The organism is uncultured Pluralibacter sp., from assembly GCF_913775985.1.
Classification (GTDB): Bacteria; Pseudomonadota; Gammaproteobacteria; order Enterobacterales; family Enterobacteriaceae; genus Pluralibacter.
On sequence record NZ_CAJYMB010000124.1, the window covers coordinates 15,802 to 37,586 of the forward strand.

Here is a 21,785-nt window from a genome sequence, read left to right on the forward strand (position 1 = left end):
GCATTTTGTAGGTGCTTTGCAAGGATATATTCAGCTGGCGAATAATTCGCCAGCCATAATTAGTATTTACGAGGAAGATCACTCATTTAATGGATCGGTTGCAGGAAACAACATTGCGTCCCGTAAAAGGTGATCGTTACCGCGGCGGCGGGTAAAACCGATGCGGTCAAAGTGCTCGAGGATCTGGATCGCCAGCTTGCGCCCGACGCCGAGGCTGTCGCGAAAGTCCGCCGCGCAGGTCGATCCGCGCGCCAGATCCAGCCGGCGGATCAGCTGGGCGAACTGCACAATGCGATCGTTGAGGTAATAGCGATCTTTAACGATCGCGGTGATGATCCCCTGCTGCGCCGCCTGGCGCAGGGTTGCGCGCATCAGCGCCTCGTCGGTGGCGGTTTCCCGCGCTAAATCCCGAACCCACCACGGCTCATCGGCAAACAGCGCCTGCGCTTTCTGCCACACCGCGGCCTGCTCGTCGGTAAAGCCCGCCTGGTGTTCCGGCAGGTGCAGCCAGCCGTGGTGGCTGGCGATAACGCCGCTGGCCCGCAGCTGCTCGATAAGCGCCAGCACCAGCCCTTCATCTTCCACCGGCAGCGCAATACGCCGCAGGCGTTCGCGCCCGGGGCCGGGCTCGTCGCGGTGCTGTTCGTGATAAACCGCCAGCGCTTTCAGCAGCGCCTGCTGCCAGCCGGCGGCAACCCCGGCGCTGAGCAGGCTATCCCCGGCAACGATGGTTTCCGGTTCGCGGATCAGCGCGGCTAATCCGCCCTCGCCGAGCTGCCGCGCCCAGCCGAAGGCCCGGCGGCTAACCGCGCCGCGCTGCAGATGAACCGCCAGTGTCCGCGCGTCGGTTTGCGCCTCGGCAAGCTCGGCCAGCCACTGCAGATAGGCCGGCTTGCGCTTGCCGCGCCGGGGAGGATTGAGCGCGACGACCCGCGCGCCGGCCAGCGTTTCCCGGGCAGAAATATCCCGCAGCACCAGCCGATCGTTATCCGCCAGCCGCAGCGGCGCGTCCAGCACCAGCTCCGCCAGATTGCCCTCCAGCAGGGAAACCCGCCCGGTAATGTGGCTCGCCGCGTGGTGAATGTGCAGCGGCTGCCACTGGCCGAGCGGCGCGTGGCGGGCCAGCTCAACGATCACCCGCTCCGACGCCGCGGGCAGCTCCTGCGCCAGCAGCCAGTCGCCCCGGTGCAGATCCTCTTTTTCCACGTCGCCGGTAATGTTCAGGGCAATGCGCTGCCCGGCACGCGCCTGCTCTACCGGCTGATTCTGGGCGTGCAGGCCGCGCACGCGAACCGGCTTATCAACGCCGGTCAGCCACAGCGTATCGCCGACACGCACTTCACCGGAAAGCGCCGTGCCGGTCACCACCAGCCCTGCGCCTTTCACGCTAAAGGCGCGGTCCAGCGCCAGCCGGAAACGTTTGTCTCCGGTATGCTGGCGCTCGGGCAGGTTCAGCAGATGCGCGCGCAGCGCCTCAATCCCGACCCCTTCGGCAGCCGCAGTTTCAAATATCGCTGCGCCGTTGAAGCCGTACTGTTGAAGAACGTTGGTAACTTCCCGGCGAACGTCGGCAATTCTGCTGCTATCCACGCGATCGATTTTGGTCAGCGCCACCGTTAACGTCGGGCTACCGGTCAGCTGCAGGATAGCCAGATGCTCCCGGGTCTGGGCCATCACGCCGTCGTCACAGGCCACCACCAGCAGGGCGTGATCGATGCCGCCCACGCCGGCCAGCATATTGGCGAGAAACTTTTCATGCCCCGGCACGTCGATAAAGCCCGGCACGCGCCCGTCGGGCTGCGGCCAGTAGGCATAGCCTAAATCAATCGTCATTCCGCGCGCTTTTTCTTCCGGCAGGCGATCGGCGTTGATCCCGGTGATCGCCTGCAGCAGCGTAGTTTTGCCGTGGTCAACGTGACCGGCGGTGGCAATAATCATTTCAGCATTATCTCCAGAAAGCGGGATTCATCTTCGAGGCAGCGCAGGTCGAGCCACAGCCGGGCGTCACTGATGCGGCCAATCACCGGCACCACACCGCTGCGCAGCTTCTCAGCCAATGCCTCCAGGCTGCTGCCACGCCCGTCGTTAGGGGCAAAGGTCAGCCCCAGAGACGGCAGGCGGTCGACCGGCAGCGAGCCGCTGCCGATCTGCGACAGGCACGGCTCCAGCCGCAGGGTAAAGTCGGGAAACGCGGGCGCCAGCGCCGCCAGCAACCGCTCGCCCGGCGCGCGCAGCGCCTCGGCCGTGCGGGTCAGCAGACGCAGGGTCGGCAGAGCCTCCGCCAGCTTTTCAGGATGCAGATAGAGGCGCAGCGTGGCCTCCAGCGCTGCCAGGGTCATCTTATCGGCGCGCAGGGCGCGCTTGAGCGGGTGCTTTTGCAGCTTTGCAATCAGCGCCCGCTTGCCGACGATAATTCCGGCCTGCGGGCCGCCGAGCAGCTTGTCGCCGGAGAAGCTCACCAGGCTCACGCCGCTGGCAATCAGCGTCTGCGGCATCGGCTCCCGGGGCAGGCCATACAGACTCAAATCCACCAGCGAACCGCTGCCCAAATCGGCAATGACCGGCACATTCAGCTCGCGGCCAATGTCCGCCAGCTCAGCCTCATCGACCGCTTTGGTAAAACCCTCAACGCTGTAGTTGCTGGTATGAACCTTCATCAGCAGGGCCGTATTTTCTCCCACCGCCTCGCGGTAGTCCCGCTGGTGGGTGCGGTTGGTGGTGCCCACTTCGCGCAGCACGCAGCCGGCCTGGCGCATCACGTCGGGAATGCGGAACGCGCCGCCGATCTCCACCAGCTCGCCCCGGGAAACTACCACCTCTTTGCCTTCGGCGGTGGCCGCCAGCATCAGCAGCACCGCCGCCGCGTTATTATTAACGATGCAGGCATCTTCCGCGCCGGTCAGCCGGCACAGCAGGTCGGCGATCCCTCTATCCCGGTGACCGCGCCCGGCGCCGTCGAGATCGTATTCAAGGGTCACCGGAGAGCGCATGGCCTGGGTCACCGCTTCTATCGCCGCTTCCGCCTGGATCGCGCGGCCCAGATTGGTGTGCAGCACGGTGCCGGTAAGATTGAATACCGGACGCAGCACCGTTTGCGGTCTGAGTAGCGTGTCTACCGCCTTTGCCCAGTCGCCGCTCCAGCCAGGCAGCGTGCCGCTGGCGCGGATATGCGCCCGGGCCTCTTCCTGCAACTGGCGCAAGGCATGAGTCACCTGCGCATGGCCAAAAGTGTCCAGCAGCGGCGCAAACGCGGGCTCGCGCAGCAGGCGATCGGTGGCGGGGATCTGGCTAAACGGCGATGGATTTTCGGTAGTCATGGATAAACCTGTAGTTTGCCTCCTCCCGACGGGAGAGGGGTCAGAAGACGGTAATCTGCCGCCAGCGTGAATCATAGCAGACGCGCCGTAAAGGTTGCGCCAGCCCGGCGGGCGAAGCCATACACAGTAGCAGGAAGCGCTGGCAGGCGGTTTGATCTTAACCGCCGCGGGCCGAATTTTTTATGGTATACCCTAAATACGTCGAGTTGCATGCGGGATGGACAAAAGAAGCCAATACGCAGGCAACCCGAAGCATGACGGAGAGATTCCTGCTGAAAAACATCGCGGAGAAAGCGCGTGGATAAGGTCGAAAACTTACTGCCGATGGCAATATTTGCCCGGGTTGCCGAAACGCTGAGCGTCACGGAGGCCGCCCGCTCGCTGGGAGTGTCAAAATCTTCCGTCAGCCGGGCCATCGCCCAGCTGGAAGAGGCTACTGGCGGACCGCTGCTGAAAAGAACCACCCGCAAAATTGAAATCACCGGGCTGGGCGCGGAGTATGCGCGCTACTGCACCCGCATCGTTGAGACGCTCGCGGAATCGGAGGCGTTTATCCGGGAATATTACCGCCCGCCGGAAGGAACGATGACCCTGCTGGCGCCGGTGACCTTCGGCACCCAGCACGTGGTGCCGGTCTTGAGCCGCTTTCTGAAAAATAATCTTCACGCCCGCATCGACCTGGATCTCTCGGATAAAGAGGTGGATATCCGCGAGAGCCATTACGATCTGGTGATTGAAGTCCTGCAGGGCACACCCGCCCACGAGCACGCCCGCTATTTGTGCGCAATCAGCTGGGGGCTGTACACCACCCCGGACTATCTGCGGCACATCAAACCCATCGTGGTACCGAAAGACCTGCCCTGTCACGACTACATTTTATTTCGCGGCGTGGCCCGCACGGTGTCGCTGCCGTTTCGCAAAGAGAAGCAGAAATTTGCCCTTAGCGTCGAGAGCCGCTTTCGCAGTAACAACAGCATTACGCTGATGAATATGGCGCTTTCCGGCTGCGGTATCGCCTATCTGCCCGCCTACGCCGCCCGCGCCTTCGTCGAGAGCGGGCAGCTGGTGAGGCTGCTGCCGGGCTGGACAATGGACGAGCATAAAATCTGGCTGCTGGCAAAAGAGAAACAGACGTTAACCGAGAGCATCAGGCGCTTTAGTGAAGATCTGCAGCAGCACATTGCTGCCGCAGAGGGGCGGGAAAATCAGTAGTAGTCGCCGTGGCGGTAGTCCCAGCTGGTAAAGCCGTCCGCCAGCAGCGCCATGATTTTATCGACGTCCAGCCCTTTGCGGATCAGTACCGGGCACGGCGTGACTTTGCGCTGCCCGCGCTGCTCCGGCACCAGGCGGCCCTCGCTGTCCACCATCGACACCATTACGCCCTGCTCGTAGCGCGCGTCCTCGCTTTTACCCGACTGGATTGACGCCACGTAGTCGTTAGCGCTGATAATTAAATCCGCCCGGGACTCAATGCGCTCGCCAATCCCCTCCACCAGGCCGCGGTTGCCCTTGCCGGAAGGATTCGCCGAGCTGGCGAAGGCCAGCTTGCCGTGCTGGCTCCACAGCGCGTCGGCCAGCATTTCGCCGGGCTTGCCAAATTTAATGACGAAACAGCTGGTCTGGCGGCCGTCCATCATCAACGCCTTTAGCCCGTCATCGGCCAGCTGCGCCACGGCTTCCGGTTTCCACGGCAGGATGCAGCCAAGCAGGATATCCGCGTCCCAGTGGGCCTGATAAAACGCCTCAATTTCCGGATTAAGCTGCGCCAGCGATTTGAGCTGCTCCATGCTGGCACACAGCACCACGCCGGGCTTGTTGCGGTTGCGCTGCTTGGCTTCAAACTTGCGTTCGAGCCCGGCCTTGTCCGAGGTCATGATGATGTAGCCCACTTTGGTGGGGCAGACAATCATTCCGCCGTCGGCGGCTAACAGGGTCATGGCTTCTGGCTGGACGCCGCCGTTCCAGACAACTTTGCTGTGGGTCATATTTACGCTCGCTGATGAGGGAGAAGTCCCTGCATCATTGCCGCCGCCGGTGAGTCCGGCAATCAATGGTCGCTAATTGGGCGCATTGTTCCTCTCCTGCAACAGAAGACATCTATACCCGTCATACTTCAAGCTGCTTGTGCGTTGGCTTTATTACTCGGCTCATCCCTGAGCCTCGCCCTGAAGGGCCGCCGCTCCGCGACGTTCAAATCTGCTCCAGACAGATTTGTCGTTCACCCCGGTCACTTACGGAAGTCAAGCTCCCGGGGATTCACTCACTTGCCGCGTTATTCGGCCTGCGGCCTCACCCTTTCAGGGTCAGCGCAAGCGCTGCTCAAAGCATCAGAGATGCTTTGTCAAGCAACTCGAATTATTTAGGGTATATATACGCTTAATCTGATCTCTCAACGCTCCGCCAGCATGCGGGTAAAAATGTCGACGAAGGCGCTCACTTTGGCCGGGCGATAGCTGGTGGTGGGATAGACGATATAGATGTCGGCAGCGGGCAGCGTCCAGTCGGGCAGAACCTCAAACAGCCTTCCCTCTGCAATATCCCCGGCCACCACATAATCCGGCAGCACGGCAATACCGCCGCCCGCCAGCACTGCGCGGTGCACCGCCAGGGTGGCGTTAAACAGCATCGACGCCTGAATAGCGACTTTTTGCTGCTCTGCGCCGCGGGAGAAAACCAGCCGGGTGGGCTCTTTCAGTGCGGTATTGGCAATCAGCGAGGCGTTCTGCAGTTCAGACGGCGCGCCAATACCGGCAAACTGCGCCGACAGCACCGGGGAGGCCACCAGCTTCTGGGCAAACGTGCCTATTTTGCGCCCCTGAAGATGCGATTCGGTCAGCCAGCCCATGCGCACCGAAAGATCGAACTGGCTGGCATTGATGTCCTGAATCTGGTCGCTGAAGCTCACCTCCACTTTGCAGTCCGGGTAGCGGGTGGTAAAGCGGGCCAGCGCGGGGACGATCACTTCAATGCCGTAGTCGTAGGGCGCGGTAAGGCGCAGCACGCCGGAAGGTTTGCCGGAAGACTCCGACAGCTCGCCAAAGGCGTTTTCAGCCTCTTTCAAAATGCGGATACAGCGCAGGTAAAAGCCTTCGCCGGCCTCGGTCAGCCGCACCCGGCGGGTGGTGCGGATCAGCAGCGCAATATTGAAATCCGCTTCGAGCCTCGCCACCTGCTGGCTGACCACCGCTTTAGTGATCCCCAGCCGGTCGGCGGCGGCAGTGAACGAGCCTGCCTCCACCACCGCGACAAAATAGACGATGCGGTTAAGACTAAAGCCCTCTACGGAGGTCACGCTATCGATATTGTTTATTTTTTCCATACTATATGTTCGTATTGTATGCGTTTATCTGTCAATAGGGAGCCGATATAGTCTGCGGCATGCGATACCGCTGACCACAATGAATTAATAAGGTGAACTCAATGATGTTATCCCGTTATGCACTGCCTGCCGGCGCTATCCTGCTGGCATCACTGATCGCCGGCTGCCAGCCTCACGAAGCCATTGCTAAAACATCCGCCACAGCGGTATCCGGCGCGCAGCAGCAGGCGCTGAAAACCGTGGTATTTAATCCCGGCGAGCAGGCCATTTTTGCCGTCTCTTCGGTGCTGGTGGAAGGCAATAAAGACGCGGTGCTGATCGACGCCCAGTTCTCCGCCGAGCAGGCCCGCAAGCTGGCAGAACAGATCAAAGCCTCCGGCAAGCGCCTGACCACCATCTATATCAGCCACGGCGATCCGGACTACTACTTCGGGCTGGACACCCTCCACGCCGCTTTCCCGGACGCGAAAATCCTCGCCACGCCGCAGACCATCGCCCACATCGAGGAAACGAAGGCCGAAAAGCTGAAAATCTGGGGCCCAAAGCTGGCCGCCAACGCGCCGAAAACCCTGATCGTACCGCAGCCGCTGGTGGGCGATACGATCGAGCTTGAAGGCCAGCCGCTGAAAATCATCGGCCCGACGCCGGACCGCACCGTTGTCTGGATCCCATCCATCAGAACGGTTGCCGGCGGTATTCCGGTGCAGGCGGGCGAGCACGTATGGATGGCGGATACGCAAACCGCGAAGTCCCACATCGACTGGCTGGCAACCCTGGCGCAAATCAAAGCGCTTTCGCCGCGCGTCGTCATTCCGGGCCACTTCGTCGGCCAGATGCCGTCTGGCGTGCAGGCAGTAGATTTTACCGCCGACTACATCCGCGCCTTCGATAAAGCAGCGGCCAACGCGAAAAACTCAGCCGCGCTGATTAAAGCGATGAACGCGCGCTATCCCGGTCTCGGCGGCGAAGTTTCGCTGGAGCTGAGTGCCAAAGTGGCCAAAGGCGAGATGGCCTGGAAATAAGCGGCATCAGCGATGATCGGAGTGCCGGGATCGGCATTCTGTTTTAACAGGCCCGGCGCAGCGCGTCGAGCCTGTTGTTACATTTGCGCCGCGCCGGAAAGTTTGCGCCCCGTCACATTCGTTACCGTCCGGTTAAAAATACTTTGTGAAACACCTCACACTTCTCGAATAAACAGACGATTCAGAAATGTGACACATATCACTTACAAGACCAATAGCACCGCATTTTTGGTCACGATTTAGCAGGCGCAAATCCATTTATGTGATCTAAGTCACTCTAAAACACCGCCTACCCCACACCAATTCGTGACACGAGTCACACAAAATCCCGCCTGCTGGACAGCTTCGCCTTTCGATGCCAGATTTCAGCTCATTAACATTATCCGGCTTCCTCTGCCACTCATTAACAACAAACCTCGGGCCTCCGGCCTCGCGACAGCAACTAAGAAGGGGTGTTTTTTATGTCATCCGATATCAAGATCAAAGTGCAAAGCTTTGGTCGATTCCTCAGCAATATGGTGATGCCAAATATCGGCGCGTTTATCGCGTGGGGCATTATCACCGCTCTGTTTATTCCGACAGGCTGGTTGCCGAACGAGACGCTGGCGAAGCTGGTCGGCCCGATGATCACCTACCTGCTGCCGCTGCTGATTGGCTACACCGGCGGACGCCTGGTAGGCGGCGAGCGCGGCGGCGTGGTAGGTGCGATCACGACCATGGGCGTTATCGTGGGCGCCGACATGCCGATGTTCCTCGGTTCGATGATTGCCGGCCCGCTGGGCGGCTACTGCATCAAGAAATTTGACGCAGCCGTCGACGGCAAAATCAAATCCGGCTTTGAAATGCTGGTAAATAACTTCTCCGCGGGCATTATCGGGATGATCCTCGCCATTCTGGCGTTCCTCGGTATCGGTCCTGCGGTTGAGGTGCTGTCCAAACTTCTGGCGTCGGGCGTTAACTTCATGGTCGCCCACGACATGCTGCCGCTGGCGTCTATCTTTGTTGAACCGGCGAAAATCCTGTTCCTCAACAACGCCATTAACCACGGCATCTTCTCGCCGCTGGGTATTCAGCAGTCCAACGAGCTCGGCAAGTCCATCTTCTTCCTGATTGAAGCCAACCCGGGTCCGGGCATGGGCGTTCTGCTGGCATATATGTTCTTCGGCCGCGGCAGCGCGAAGCAGTCCGCGGGCGGCGCAGCAATCATTCACTTCCTCGGCGGCATCCACGAGATCTATTTCCCGTACGTGCTGATGAACCCGCGCCTGATTATCGCCGTGATCCTCGGCGGCATGACCGGCGTCTTTACCCTGACGCTGCTGAACGGCGGCCTGGTCTCTCCGGCTTCTCCGGGATCCATCCTGGCCGTGCTGGCGATGACGCCAAAAGGCGCCTACTTCGCCAATATTGCAGCAATTCTTGCCGCTACCGCCGTCTCTTTCGTGGTCGCTGCCTTCCTGCTGAAAACCAGCAAAGTGAAGGAAGAAGATGACATTGATGCCGCAACTCGCCGGATGCAGGACATGAAAGCGGCCTCCAAAGGCGCCGCCTCTCCGCTGGCTGCCGGTGACGTGACCAGTGACCTGAGCCACGTGCGCAAAATCATTGTTGCCTGCGACGCGGGCATGGGCTCCAGCGCCATGGGCGCCGGCGTGCTGCGTAAAAAAGTAAAAGACGCGGGTCTGGACCACATTTCCGTCACCAACAGCGCGATCAATAACCTGCCGCCGGACGTGGACCTGGTGATCACTCACCGCGACCTGACCGAACGCGCGATGCGCCAGGTGCCACAGGCCCAGCACATCTCCCTGACCAACTTCTTAGACAGCGGCCTGTACAGCAGCCTGACCGAGCGTCTGGCGGCGGCCCAGCGCCACGAAAGTAACGAAGTTAAAGTGCGCGACAACCTGAAAGACAGCTTCGATGAGAGCGAAACTCACCTGTTCAAGCCGGGCCCGGAAAACGTCTTCCTCGGCTGCAAGGCAACAAATAAAGAAGAGGCGATCCGTTTCGCGGGCGAGCAGCTGGTGAAAGGCGGCTACGTTGAGCCGGCCTATATCGACGCCATGCTGGCGCGCGAGCAGCTGACCTCGACCTACCTCGGCGAATCCATCGCCGTGCCGCACGGCACCATCGAAGCAAAAGATCGGGTGCTGAAAACCGGCATCGTCTTCTGCCAGTACCCGGAAGGCGTGCGCTTCGGCGACGAACCGGACGAGGTCGCTCGCCTGGTGATCGGCATCGCGGCGCGCAACAACGAGCACATTCACGTCATTACTGCCCTGACCAATGCGCTGGACGACGACGCGGTTATTGAGCGTCTGGCCACCACCCAGAGTGTGCAGGAAGTGCTGGATCTGATTGCCCCGAAACCGTAACGCCGTTTCCCCCCTCTCCCCACCGGGAGAGGGCTGGGGTGAGGGGAAAGCCTCACCCCAGCCCTCTCGGGTAACAACATTGAAAGGTAACGATGATGAAAGCATTACACTTTGGCGCAGGTAACATTGGCCGCGGCTTTATTGGCAAACTGCTGGCGGACGCCGGTATCTCCCTGACGTTTGCCGACGTTAACCAGACGGTGCTGGACGCGCTCAACGCCCGCCACAGCTATCAGGTTCACGTGGTCGGAGAACAGGAGCAGGTGGACACCGTCTCCGGCGTCAGCGCCGTCAGCAGCATCGGCGACGAGGTTATCGATCTGATTGCAAACGTCGACCTGGTCACTACCGCGGTGGGTCCGGTGGTGCTGGAGCGTATTGCGCCGGCCATCGCTAAAGGCCTCAGCAAGCGCCGGGCCGCGGGCAACACCGCGCCGCTGAATATCATCGCCTGTGAAAACATGGTGCGCGGCACGACCCAGCTGAAAGGCCACGTTGACGCCGCGCTGGCGGAAGAGGACAAAGCCTGGGTCGCCGAACACGTCGGCTTCGTCGACTCTGCCGTAGACCGCATCGTACCGCCGTCGGCCTCCGCCACGCAGGATCCGCTGGAAGTGACCGTGGAAACCTTCAGCGAGTGGATCGTTGATGAAACCCAGTTCAAAGGCCCGCTGCCGGCGATCCCGGGTATGGAACTTACCAACAACCTGATGGCGTTTGTTGAGCGTAAACTCTTCACCCTGAACACCGGGCATGCTATAACCGCCTACCTCGGCAAGCAGGCAGGCCTGCAAACCATTCGCGAAGCGATTCTGGATACGGCGATCCGCGCGGTGGTGAAAGGCGCGATGGAAGAGAGCGGCGCGGTGCTGATTAAGCGCTACGGCTTTGATGCTGACATGCACGCGGCCTATATCCAGAAAATCCTTGGCCGCTTTGAAAACCCGTTCCTGCAAGATGACGTTGAGCGGGTAGGACGCCAGCCGCTGCGCAAGCTGAGCGCCGGCGATCGCCTGATCAAGCCGCTGCTGGGCACCCTGGAGTACGGTCTGCCCCACGCCAACCTGATCAAGGGCATCGCCGCTGCCATGCACTACCGCAGCGCGGAAGATCCGCAGGCGCAGGAGCTGGAAGCGCTGATTAACGCTAAAGGTCCGCAGGCGGCGCTGGCTGAAATCTCCGGGCTGGATGCCCACAGCGACGTTGTCGTTGAAGCCGTTAACGACTATAACGCCAGCCGATGATGCCCGATCCGGTGCTGTCCGGCGGGCAGCACCTCATCAACAGATTGTCAGATATGCAGGCAATAATGGAACAAACCCAGGCTTTTGAAAATCGGGTGCTTGAGCGTCTGAACGGCGGTAAAACCGTCCGAAGCTTCCTGATAGCCGCGGTCGAGCTGCTGACAGAAGCGGTGAACATGCTGGTGCTTCAGGTCTTTCGCAAAGACGATTACGCGGTAAAGTACGCCGTGGAGCCGCTGCTGGACGGCGAAGGCCCGCTGGGCAATCTGTCGGTACGCCTGAAGCTTATCTACGGCCTGGGCGTTATCAACCGGGCCGAGTATGAAGATGCCGAGCTGCTGATGGCCCTGCGCGAAGAGCTTAATTACGACGGCAGCGACTACGCCTTCACCGATGACGAGATCCTCGGCCCCCTGGGCGAGCTGCACTGTGTTGACGCCCTGCCCCCGCAGCCGCATTTTGACAGCAGCGACGCTGAACTCTACGACATGCAGCGCCAGCGCTATCAGCAGGTGGTGCGCTCAACAATGGTCCTTTCACTGACAGAGCTGATCTCGCGTATCAGCCTGAAAAAAGCCTTTCAGAAGTAGCTTATCCTCTCTTCCCTTCCGAGCAGCAGGTCAGCCCTTTGGCGTAGCCAATAAAATCCGCCAGCGCGCCGTTTTTACCGCGCCGCTTCCAGATTAAGGTAAGCGTAGTGGTCGCCTCGGCATCCTCCAGCGCGCAGTAGCTGACGTCAGTCATCATCACCGACCGCTGGGTCTCCGGCACCAGCGCCACGCCCATTCCGGTTGACGCCAGGCTAATGGCCACCGACACGTCGCGGGTGAGCTGTACCTTTCCCGGTACAAATCCCGCCCGCTCGCAGGCGCGCAGCACCGACCAGCCCAGCCCGATTCCCGGCGGATCGTCCTGGATCAGAAACGGCATATCGGCGAGGGCGGCGAGGTCGATCCTGGAGGTGCCCGCCAGCGGATGATCGTAGGGCAGCGCCGCCACCAGCGGGCGGGTAGCTACGTCGAGATACTCCAGCTCGTGGCTTCGCGGCACCGGGGAGCGCACGAGGCCAAAATCGAGCTGGCCCTCCCTCAGCAGCGCCAGCTGGCTGTTAACATTATGTTCTTCAATCGAGACCCGGATCCCGGGATGCTGCCTGCGGTAACCGTTAATTAACAGCGGCATTGCCGGATCGAGAATCGAGGAGCCGACATAGCCGAGCGTGATCTGCCCCTGAAAACCCGCGCGCAGGCTGCCGGCACGCTCCTGGAAAGCGCGATAGTGCTCCAGCACGCTCTGCGCTTTTTCCACCAGCTGCCGGCCTTCAAACGTCAGGGCCACGTTGCGCTTATCGCGGTTAAACAGGGCCAGGCCGAGGCTCGACTCCAGGCTTTTAATCTGTTGGCTGAGCGCCGGCTGGGCGATATTAAGCCGCAGCGCGGCCCTGCCAAAGTGCAGCTCTTCGGCCAGCACCACAAACGCGCGCAACTGTCGATATTCCACGGCGACCTCGCTGAACTAATAAAAAATACTTATTAAATATAGCAAGTTTAATATTGGATTTTTACTGCCGACCGCCGTGAAAATAAACCCTACAAACAATAAGCGTGCTCTTCCAACAGCGCGCGCAAAAATAACGATGAGAGGAAAATTTAATGTCTGAACATGCACCCGTTAACGATTTACGCTCGGCGCTGGCCCTACTTGACCGCTACGGCGACGAACTGATCGGCACCGATGAACCCGTCGATCCTGCTGCTGAACTCTCCGGCGTGTACCGCTACGTCGGCGCGCACGGCACGGTGATGCGCCCAACCCGCGTGGGCCCGGCCATGATCTTTAACCGTATCAAAGGTTACGACGACATGCGGGTGCTGATTGGCCTGCTCTGCTCCCGCCGGCGCGTGGCGCGCCTGTTCGGCACCGAGCCGGAAAAGCTGGCCTTCCTGCTGAAGGACTCGGTCGCCAATCCTATTGCGCCGGTGGTTATTCCGCGCGAGCAGGCGAAGTGCCAGGAGGTGGTGCACCTGGCCTCGGATCCGGACTTTGATATCCTGAAAATTCTGCCTGCTCCCACCAACACGCCGGAAGACGCGGGCCCCTATTTCACCCTCGGCATGTGTTACGCCGCCGACCCCGAAACCGGCGAGCACGACGTGACCATCCACCGCCTGTGCGTGCAGGGCAGAGATGAAATTTCGATGTATTTCGTACCCGGCCGCCATCTCGACGTTTTCCGCCAGAAAGCGGAAGCCGCCGGCAAGCCGCTGCCGATTTCGGTCAGCATCGGCGTAGATCCGGCCATTGAGATTGGCGCCTGCTTCGAACCGCCTACCACACCGCTGGGCTTTGACGAGCTGTCGATAGCCGGCAGCCTGCGCAACCGGCCAGTGGAGCTGACCGAATGCATCACCGTCGGCGCCCGGGCCATCGCTAACGCTGAGATTGTGATTGAAGGGGAGCTACTGCCGAACTACCGCGTGCAGGAGGACCAGCATACCCACACCGGCAAAGCGATGCCGGAATTTCCGGGGTACACCGGCGAAGCGCAGGCCGCCGTGCCGGTAATTAAAGTGAAAGCCATTACCCACCGCCGCCATCCGATCCTGCAAACCTGCATCGGCCCGAGCGACGAACACACTAATCTGGCGGGCATTCCTACCGAAGCCAGCATTCTGCAAATGGTGGAGCGCGCCCTGCCGGGCTTCGTGCAGAACGTACACTGCCCGTCGCCGGGCACCGGCAAATACCTGGCGGTGATTCAGGTGAAAAAACGCTTCGCCGGAGACGAAGGGCGCCAGCGCCAGGCCGCCCTGCTGGCCTTCGCGGCGTTCTCCGAGCTGAAGCACGTCATGCTGGTGGACGAGGACGTGGATATTTTCGATATGAATGACGTGATGTGGGCGATGACTACCCGCTACCAGGGCGATGCCAGCACGGTGTTTATTCCCGGCGTGCGCTGCCATCCTCTCGACCCGTCGTCGGACCCGGCCTTCAGCCCGTCGATTCGCGATCGCGGCATCGCCTGCAAGACCATTTTCGACTGCACGGTGCCCTACGACATGAAACACAGCTTCCGGCGCAGCGCGTTTATGGACGTGGACGTAGAACGCTTCATTCCCGGCTTTAATCGCAAAAAATAGCGGGTATTCGCTGCAGATTAGCTAAAATTCATCGCCGTGGACTATCAGTCGCGGCGCTCAGCGCATACTATAGGCCATCGATACACTTTTACGACACGTAGCCCGAAACCATGAAAGAAGTTGAAAAGAACGAAATCAAGCGCCTGAGCGATCGCCTCGACGCCATCCGCCACCAGCAGGCCGATATGCCGCTGGTAGATGCCGCCGATAAATATGCCGAACTTGAGAAAGAGAAAGAGACTATCGAGGCGGAAATCATCCGCCTGCGCGGCGTGCAGAGCCAGAAGCTGAGTAAAGAAGCGCAGAAGCTGATGGCGATGCCGTACCGCCGCGCCATCACCAAAAAAGAGCAGGCCGATATGGGCAAGCTGAAGAAAAGCGTGCGCGGCCTGGTGGTGGTGCACCCCATGACCGCCCTTGGCCGGGAAATGTCCCTCGAAGAGATGACGGGATTCTCGAAGACCGAGTTCTGATCGCCGCCTCTCGCAAGGCCCTCTTCCACGAAGAGGGCTTTTTTCTTACCTCGCCGAAATTGGCCCTACCAATATCCCTTTAATCTGTACACCTCCTCACAGATCTGCAAGATAGCGCAACAGCCACGTTGCTAAGAAGCAACATCTGATTAACCATTCGTTGTCATTAACCCTACACTGCACTATTGGCAGGGCCAATTTTACATTACGTGCGTATTAAGACGGGCAAAGACCCGGTCGCGCAATGTGGGCCCCACTGGAGACCTCTGCATGAATCTGTGGCAACAAAACTACGATCCCGCCGGCAATATCTGGCTCTCCAGCCTGGTTGCCGCGCTGCCTATTCTGTTCTTCTTCTTTGCCCTGATTAAGCTCAAGCTCAAAGGCTACGTGGCGGCCAGCGTTACGGTGCTGATCGCCCTGGCGGTGGCGCTGCTGTTTTATAAGATGCCGGTGGATCGCGCGCTGGCGTCGGTGGTGTACGGTTTCCTCTACGGGCTCTGGCCGATTGCCTGGATAATTATCGCGGCGGTGTTCGTCTACAAAATCTCGGTGAAAACCGGGCAGTTCGACATTATCCGCTCCTCTATCCTCTCCATTACGCCGGACCAGCGCCTGCAGATGCTGATCGTCGGCTTCTCTTTCGGGGCCTTCCTGGAAGGGGCCGCCGGCTTCGGCGCGCCGGTGGCCATCACCGCAGCGCTGCTGGTGGGGCTGGGCTTTAATCCGCTGTACGCCGCCGGGCTGTGCCTGATTGTCAATACCGCGCCGGTGGCGTTCGGCGCGATGGGGATTCCGATTCTGGTAGCCGGGCAGGTAACGGGGCTCGACAGCTTCCAGATTGGCCAGATGGTAGGCCGCCAGCTGCCGTTCCTGACGATTATTGTCCTGTTCTGGATCATGGCGATTATGGACGGCTGGCGCGGCATTAAAGAGACATGGCCGGCGGTAATCGTCGCCGGCGGCTCGTTTGCCGTTGCCCAGTTCCTGAGTTCCAACTTCCTCGGCCCGGAACTGCCGGACATCATCTCATCGCTGGTATCGCTGGTGTGCCTGACGCTGTTCCTCAAGCGCTGGAAGCCGGTGCGCATTTTCCGCTTCGGCGACATGGGCGCTTCGCAGGTAGACATGACGCTGGCGCAAACCAAATACAGCGCCGGGCAGATTATTCGCGCCTGGTCGCCGTTCCTGTTCCTCACCGCCACCGTGACGCTGTGGAGCATTCCGCCGTTTAAAGCGCTGTTCGCTCCGGGCGGCGCGCTGTACGACTGGGTGATTGCCGTACCGGTGCCGATGCTCGATAAGCTGGTTGCCCGCATGCCGCCGGTGGTCAGCGAGGCCACGCCGTATGCCGCAGTCTTTAAGCTCGACTGGCTCTCCGCGACCGGCACCGCCATTCTGTTCGCCGCGCTGCTCTCCATCATCAAACTGCGCATGAAGCCGCGCGACGCCATTGCCACCTTCAGCCTGACGCTGAAGGAGCTGGCGCTGCCCATCTACTCTATCGGCATGGTGCTGGCGTTTGCCTTTATCTCGAACTACTCCGGCCTGTCGTCTACCCTGGCGCTGGCGCTGGCCCACACCGGCAGCGCGTTTCCGTTCTTCTCGCCGTTCCTCGGCTGGCTGGGCGTGTTCCTGACCGGATCGGATACCTCCTCCAACGCGCTGTTTGCCGCGCTGCAGGCCACCGCCGCCCAGCAGATTGGCGTCTCGGACCTGCTGATGGTGGCGGCCAACACCACCGGCGGCGTGACCGGCAAGATGATTTCGCCGCAGTCCATCGCCATTGCCTGCGCGGCGGTGGGGCTGGTGGGCAAGGAGTCGGACCTGTTCCGCTTTACCGTTAAGCACAGCCTGATTTTCACCTGTATGGTGGGGCTGATTACCACCCTGCAGGCCTATGTTTTAACCTGGATGATCCCATGATAGTGATGCCACGGCGCCTCGCGGACGATGTTGCAGACCGCATTCGGGCGCTGATTAACGAACAGCAGCTGGAGGCGGGCATGAGATTACCCGCCGAACGCCAGCTGGCAATCCGGCTCGGCGTCTCCCGCAACTCGCTGCGGGAGGCGCTGGCGAAGCTGGTAAGCGAGGGACTTTTGCTAAGCCGCCGCGGCGGCGGCACCTTCGTGCGCTGGCAGCACGAGCCCTGGTCTGAGCAGAATATTGTTCAGCCCCTGAAGGGCCTGCTGGCGGACGATCCGGATTACAGCTTTGATATTCTCGAAGCCCGCCACGCCATCGAGGGCAGCACCGCCTGGCACGCGGCGCTGCGGGCCTCCGACGCCGATAAAGAAAAAATTCGCCTCTGTTTCGAGGCGACACTGGTTGACGATCCGGACCTCGCCTCCCAGGCCGACGTCCGCTTCCACCTCGCCATTGCCGAAGCGTCGCACAACGTGGTGCTGCTGCAGACCATGCGCGGCTTCTTCGATCTGCTCCAGTCCTCGGTGAAGCAGAGCCGCCAGCGCATGTACCAGGTGCCGCCGGTTTTCGCCGGACTCACCGAGCAGCACCAGTCCATTCTCGACGCCATCCTGCGCGGCGACGCCGACGGCGCTCGCCAGGCCATGATGGCCCACCTCAGTTTTGTTCATACCACCATTAAGCAGTTTGACGAAGACAGGGCCCGCCAGGCACGCATCACCCGCCTGCCCGGCGACGCCGACATTTCTTCAGGGGAGAAAAACCGATGATTATTTCCGCAGCAAGCGACTACCGGGCGGCCGCGAAACGCACTCTGCCGCCGTTTCTGTTCCACTATATCGACGGCGGCGCCTACGCCGAACACACGCTGCGCCGCAACGTCGAGGATCTTTCCCAGGTGGCGCTGCGCCAGCGGGTGCTGAACAACATGTCCGATCTGAGCCTTGAGACCCGGCTGTTTAACGAAACGCTGTCGATGCCGGTGGCCCTTGGCCCGGTCGGCCTGTGCGGCATGTACGCCCGGCGCGGTGAAGTGCAGGCGTCGGCGGCAGCGGATGCCAAAGGCATTCCGTTCACCCTCTCTACGGTTTCCGTCTGCCCCATTGAAGAGGTGGCGCCAAAACTTAGCCGCCCGATGTGGTTCCAGCTGTACGTCCTGCGGGATCGCGGCTTTATGCGCAACGCGCTGGAGCGCGCCAAGGCCGCGGGCTGCTCAACGCTGGTGTTTACCGTAGATATGCCCACACCCGGCGCGCGCTACCGGGACGCCCACTCCGGGATGAGCGGCCCGAACGCCGCCATGCGCCGCTATCTGCAGGCCGTTACCCATCCCAAATGGGCGTGGGACGTGGGCCTCAACGGCCGCCCGCACGATCTCGGCAATATTTCCGCTTATCTCGGCAAGCCCACCGGACTGGAAGACTATATCGGCTGGCTGGCGAACAACTTCGATCCGTCAATTTCGTGGAAAGACCTGGAGTGGATCCGCGAATTCTGGGACGGCCCGATGGTGATCAAAGGGATCCTCGATCCGGATGACGCCCGCGACGCGGTGCGCTTCGGCGCGGACGGGATTATTGTCTCCAACCACGGCGGCCGCCAGCTGGACGGCGTGCTCTCGTCCGCCCGCGCTCTGCCCGCCATTGCCGATGCGGTGAAGGGAGACATCACGGTGATGGCCGACAGCGGCATCCGCAACGGTCTGGACGTGGTGCGGATGATTGCGCTGGGCGCCGACACGGTGCTGCTGGGCCGCGCCTACCTGTACGCACTGGCTACCGCCGGGCAGGCCGGGGTGGCAAACCTGCTGGATCTGATTGAAAAAGAGATGCGGGTGGCGATGACGCTCACCGGCGCGAAGACGATCCGCGATATTACCCGCGACTCGCTGGTGCAGGAAGCCACCGCGCTCAACGCGGCGCTGGCGCCGCTGGCCCACGGAGATGCGGCCTGATAAAACAGACCCGGCTCCGCTGGCGGAGTCGGGTATCCTGCCCGCGCGATCCTCTTTCCCTGCCGCTGCGGATTTCTGCTATCCTGCCCGCCGTCAAAAGGGGGCAGCATGCTTAACATCGTCTTATTTGAACCTGAGATCCCGCCGAACACCGGCAACATCATCCGCCTGTGCGCCAACACCGGCTTTCGCCTGCACATCATCGAGCCGATGGGGTTTGCCTGGGACGACAAGCGCCTGCGCCGCGCCGGGCTGGATTACCACGAGTTTGCCGCCGTAAAGCGCCATCGCGACATGGCAGCATTTATGGCCGCCGAAAACCCGCAGCGCCTGTTTGCCCTGACCACCAAGGGTACGCCCGCACACAGCGCGGTAGGCTATCAGGCCGGGGACTATATGATGTTTGGTCCGGAAACCCGCGGCCTGCCGGGAACGACTCTCGACGCGCTGCCGCCGGAGCAGAAGATCCGCATTCCGATGATGCCGGACAGCCGCAGCATGAACCTGTCTAACGCGGTGTCGGTAGTGGTATACGAGGCGTGGCGCCAGCTGGGCTATGCCGGCGCGGTGCTACGCTAGCCTGTTATCAGGCTACAGGGGCAGAGGAGAGTAAGCGGAGGCGGTATCAGATCCCGTCGCCGTACTCAAAGGTGTGGTGGATGCCGTTAAAGTGCTGATCCATATCCATTGAGGGTTTGTCGCTGTCGGGCTTGCCGACGATGCGCGCCGGCACCCCTGCGGCGGTGGTGTGCGGCGGAACCGGCTGCAGCACCACCGAGCCGGCACCGATCTTGGCGCCCGCGCCCACTTCAATATTGCCGAGAATTTTCGCTCCGGCGCCAATCATCACGCCTTCGCGAATTTTCGGGTGGCGATCGCCGCTGGTTTTCCCCGTCCCGCCGAGCGTCACGGACTGCAGAATCGAGACGTCGTTTTCAATCACCGCCGTTTCCCCCACCACAATGCCGGTGGCGTGGTCGAGCATGATCCCGCGGCCGATTTTCGCCGCCGGGTGAATATCCACCTGGAAACTCACCGACACTTCGTTCTGCAGGAAGATAGCCAGCGCCTGACGCCCCTGATGCCACAGCCAGTGGCCGATGCGATAGGCCTGCAGGGCGTGGAAACCTTTGAGGTAGAGCAGCGGCGTGGAGTATTTATCGACGGCGGGATCGCGGGTGCGCACGGCCTGAATATCGCAGGCGGCGGAGGCAATCATCTCGGGATCGGCGGCGTAGGCCTCCTCCACCACTTCGCGAATGGCTATGGCGGGCATGATCGGAGACGCGAGCTTATTCGCGAGCATGTAGCTCAGGGCGCTGCCGAGGTTTTCGTGCTTGAGCAGGGTTGCGTGGTAAAAACTGGCCAGCATCGGCTCACAGTCGGCCAGCGCCCGGGCTTCAGCTTTGATATTGTTCCAGACAATGTCCAGTTCTTCACACGGCATGGCTAACTCCAGAGACGATAAAAACGCCCGGCCAGCGCGGCGCTGGTCGGGTCATTCAGGTGGCTAGTCGCGGCTGCGCTCGTCTTTGCGGGCGCGGCCCAGAAGCGTTAATGCTGCCTCGCGCGCGTTTTTTCCGCAATACAATACCTGATAAATTTCCTCGGTAATGGGCATTTCGACACCGTAACGGTGTGCCAGCGCCCTCACCTCTTTGGTATTGCGATAGCCTTCAACTACCTGGCCTATCTCGTCTTGGGCGGTCTGCACGTCCTTGCCCTCGCCAAGCTTCATACCGAAGCGGCGGTTGCGGGACTGATTATCGGTGCAGGTCAGCACCAGATCGCCTAACCCCGCCATCCCCATAAAGGTGGCCGGATCGGCACCGAGCGCGGCACCCAGGCGGGACATCTCGGTCAGACCGCGGGTGATCAGCGCCGTGCGGGCATTGGCACCAAAGCCGATGCCGTCGGACATGCCCGCGCCGATGGCGATAACGTTCTTCACCGCGCCGCCCAGCTGTACGCCGATAAGATCCGGGTTGCTGTAGACGCGAAAGCTCTTGCCGCAGTGCAGCAGCGTCTGCAGCTCACTGGCAAACTGCGCGTCCGGTGACGCGAGGGCAATCGCCGTCGGCAAACCAGCGGCCAGCTCTTTGGCAAAAGTGGGCCCGGAAATCGCCGCCAGCGGAATGGCATCACCCAGCGCTTCGCGCGCGACGTCCTGCAGCAGGCGACCGGTTTCGGCCTCCAACCCTTTCGTCGCCCACACCAGGCGCGCGTCCGGACGCAGCAGCGGCTTCAGCTGGCGCAGCACGTCGCCAAACACGTGGCTCGGTACAACCACCAGAATATCGCGGCTGGCGGCCAGTGCGGTGGCCAGATCGCTCTCAAGGTGCAGGGTATCGGGGAAGGTGACGTCGGGAAGGAAAGCCGCGTTGCAGCGGTCGTGGGCCAGCGTGGCGATGTGTTTGGGGTCGTGCCCCCACAGCACCACGTCGTGGCCGTTTCTTGCCAGCGTGATGGCAAGAGCGGTGCCGTACGAGCCGGCACCGATCACAGTCATTGCAGCATTAGGCGCGTTCATCAGGCATCCTGATGTTGCTCGGCACCTTCGCCAGCCTGCTGCTGCAGGTAGTTCATGAACAGCGCGTCAAAGTTGACCGGCGCGAGGTTCAGCTGCGGGAATGTACCGCGGCCAACCAGGCTGGTGATGCATTCGCGGGCATACGGGAACAGGATGTTCGGGCAGTAGGCACCCAGGCAATGCGCCATCTGGTTGCCGTCGATGCCTTCGATGGAGAAAATACCGGCCTGCTGTGCTTCGCACAGGAATGCGGTTTCTTCGCCCAGAGACGCGGTCACGGTCACGCGCAGCACGACTTCATAAACACCTTCCGCCAGCTGGGTAGATGCGGTGTCGAGGTCAAGCTTAACTTCCGGCTGCCACTCTTTCTGGAAAACCTGCGGCGCGTTCGGCGCTTCGAAAGAGACATCTTTGGTGTAAATACGCTGGATCTGGAAAGTCATTTCCGGGTTGTTTTGTTCTGACATCTTTTAGTCCTT

General features: G+C 61.0%; 19 protein-coding genes. 11 read left to right on the forward strand and 8 right to left on the reverse strand.

The window, feature by feature from the left end; genetic code table 11:
• Positions 1–78: 78 nt before the first annotated feature.
• Both selB and selA read right to left on the reverse strand, forming a co-directional pair.
• Positions 79–1,938 (reverse strand): selenocysteine-specific translation elongation factor, encoded by a 1,860-nt coding sequence (gene selB / locus QZ766_RS14565; protein WP_297203118.1) that lies wholly within the window; start codon positions 1,936–1,938, stop codon positions 79–81.
• Positions 1,935–3,317: an L-seryl-tRNA(Sec) selenium transferase gene (gene selA, locus QZ766_RS14570; RefSeq protein WP_297203120.1), complete on the reverse strand. Its 1,383-nt coding sequence runs from the start codon at positions 3,315–3,317 to the stop codon at positions 1,935–1,937. The genes selB and selA overlap by 4 nt, the downstream gene beginning before the upstream one ends.
• A gap of 297 nt (positions 3,318–3,614) precedes the next feature.
• Here selA and QZ766_RS14575 point away from each other — a divergent pair, with 297 nt between their 5' ends.
• Positions 3,615–4,529 (forward strand): LysR family transcriptional regulator, encoded by a 915-nt coding sequence (locus QZ766_RS14575; RefSeq protein ID WP_297203122.1) that lies wholly within the window; start codon positions 3,615–3,617, stop codon positions 4,527–4,529.
• On the opposite strand, the gene QZ766_RS14580 is transcribed toward QZ766_RS14575, so the two are convergent.
• Positions 4,523–5,302 (reverse strand): Sua5/YciO/YrdC/YwlC family protein, encoded by a 780-nt coding sequence (locus QZ766_RS14580; RefSeq protein ID WP_297203123.1) that lies wholly within the window; start codon positions 5,300–5,302, stop codon positions 4,523–4,525. The genes QZ766_RS14575 and QZ766_RS14580 overlap by 7 nt on opposite strands.
• Positions 5,303–5,706: 404 nt before the next feature.
• On the reverse strand, positions 5,707–6,636 hold the full coding sequence (locus QZ766_RS14585) for a LysR family transcriptional regulator (protein ID WP_297203125.1): 930 nt from the start codon (positions 6,634–6,636) through the stop codon (positions 5,707–5,709).
• A gap of 101 nt (positions 6,637–6,737) precedes the next feature.
• Here QZ766_RS14585 and QZ766_RS14590 point away from each other — a divergent pair, with 101 nt between their 5' ends.
• The 4 genes from QZ766_RS14590 (at position 6,738) to mtlR (ending at position 11,870) form a co-directional block, all read left to right on the forward strand.
• The gene (locus QZ766_RS14590) at positions 6,738–7,658 is read left to right on the forward strand and encodes an MBL fold metallo-hydrolase (protein WP_297203127.1); all 921 of its coding nucleotides are present in this window, start codon (positions 6,738–6,740) and stop codon (positions 7,656–7,658) included.
• 461 nt (positions 7,659–8,119) lie between these two features.
• Positions 8,120–10,036, forward strand: coding sequence for a PTS mannitol transporter subunit IICBA (locus QZ766_RS14595; protein ID WP_297203129.1), 1,917 nt, complete (start codon positions 8,120–8,122; stop codon positions 10,034–10,036).
• A 95-nt stretch (positions 10,037–10,131) separates the two neighbouring features.
• Complete coding sequence (gene mtlD, locus QZ766_RS14600) at positions 10,132–11,280, forward strand: mannitol-1-phosphate 5-dehydrogenase (protein ID WP_297203299.1); 1,149 nt, start codon at positions 10,132–10,134, stop codon at positions 11,278–11,280.
• Positions 11,280–11,870, forward strand: a complete 591-nt coding sequence (gene mtlR, locus QZ766_RS14605) for a mannitol operon repressor MtlR (protein ID WP_297203301.1) — start codon at positions 11,280–11,282, stop codon at positions 11,868–11,870. Before mtlD ends, mtlR begins: the two co-directional genes overlap by 1 nt.
• A gap of 1 nt (position 11,871) precedes the next feature.
• On the opposite strand, the gene QZ766_RS14610 is transcribed toward mtlR, so the two are convergent.
• Positions 11,872–12,780, reverse strand: a complete 909-nt coding sequence (locus QZ766_RS14610) for a LysR family transcriptional regulator (RefSeq protein WP_297203130.1) — start codon at positions 12,778–12,780, stop codon at positions 11,872–11,874.
• A 152-nt stretch (positions 12,781–12,932) separates the two neighbouring features.
• Here QZ766_RS14610 and QZ766_RS14615 point away from each other — a divergent pair, with 152 nt between their 5' ends.
• From QZ766_RS14615 to trmL, 6 genes are all read left to right on the forward strand, one after another.
• Positions 12,933–14,420 carry a UbiD family decarboxylase gene (locus QZ766_RS14615; protein WP_297203132.1) on the forward strand — a complete coding sequence of 496 codons (1,488 nt, stop codon included), beginning with the start codon at positions 12,933–12,935 and terminating at the stop codon, positions 14,418–14,420.
• 110 nt (positions 14,421–14,530) lie between these two features.
• Positions 14,531–14,893, forward strand: a complete 363-nt coding sequence (locus tag QZ766_RS14620; protein WP_297203134.1) for a YibL family ribosome-associated protein — start codon at positions 14,531–14,533, stop codon at positions 14,891–14,893.
• A gap of 270 nt (positions 14,894–15,163) precedes the next feature.
• A complete protein-coding gene (lldP, locus tag QZ766_RS14625) occupies positions 15,164–16,819 on the forward strand; it encodes an L-lactate permease (RefSeq protein ID WP_297203136.1) in 1,656 nt (551 codons plus the stop codon).
• Positions 16,816–17,592, forward strand: a complete 777-nt coding sequence (lldR, locus tag QZ766_RS14630) for a transcriptional regulator LldR (RefSeq protein WP_297203138.1) — start codon at positions 16,816–16,818, stop codon at positions 17,590–17,592. Before lldP ends, lldR begins: the two co-directional genes overlap by 4 nt.
• Positions 17,589–18,776: an FMN-dependent L-lactate dehydrogenase LldD gene (gene lldD, locus QZ766_RS14635; RefSeq protein ID WP_297203140.1), complete on the forward strand. Its 1,188-nt coding sequence runs from the start codon at positions 17,589–17,591 to the stop codon at positions 18,774–18,776. Before lldR ends, lldD begins: the two co-directional genes overlap by 4 nt.
• Positions 18,777–18,884: 108 nt before the next feature.
• Entirely contained in the window at positions 18,885–19,355 is a 471-nt protein-coding gene (gene trmL, locus QZ766_RS14640) for a tRNA (uridine(34)/cytosine(34)/5-carboxymethylaminomethyluridine(34)-2'-O)-methyltransferase TrmL (RefSeq protein ID WP_297203142.1), read from the forward strand.
• 46 nt (positions 19,356–19,401) lie between these two features.
• On the opposite strand, the gene cysE is transcribed toward trmL, so the two are convergent.
• From cysE to secB, 3 genes are all read right to left on the reverse strand, one after another.
• The gene (cysE, locus tag QZ766_RS14645; RefSeq protein WP_297203144.1) at positions 19,402–20,223 is read right to left on the reverse strand and encodes a serine O-acetyltransferase; all 822 of its coding nucleotides are present in this window, start codon (positions 20,221–20,223) and stop codon (positions 19,402–19,404) included.
• A gap of 63 nt (positions 20,224–20,286) precedes the next feature.
• Positions 20,287–21,306, reverse strand: coding sequence for an NAD(P)H-dependent glycerol-3-phosphate dehydrogenase (gpsA, locus tag QZ766_RS14650; protein WP_297203146.1), 1,020 nt, complete (start codon positions 21,304–21,306; stop codon positions 20,287–20,289).
• A complete protein-coding gene (secB, locus tag QZ766_RS14655) occupies positions 21,306–21,773 on the reverse strand; it encodes a protein-export chaperone SecB (protein ID WP_297203148.1) in 468 nt (155 codons plus the stop codon). The genes gpsA and secB overlap by 1 nt, the downstream gene beginning before the upstream one ends.
• Between the last annotated feature and the right edge of the window lie 12 nt (positions 21,774–21,785).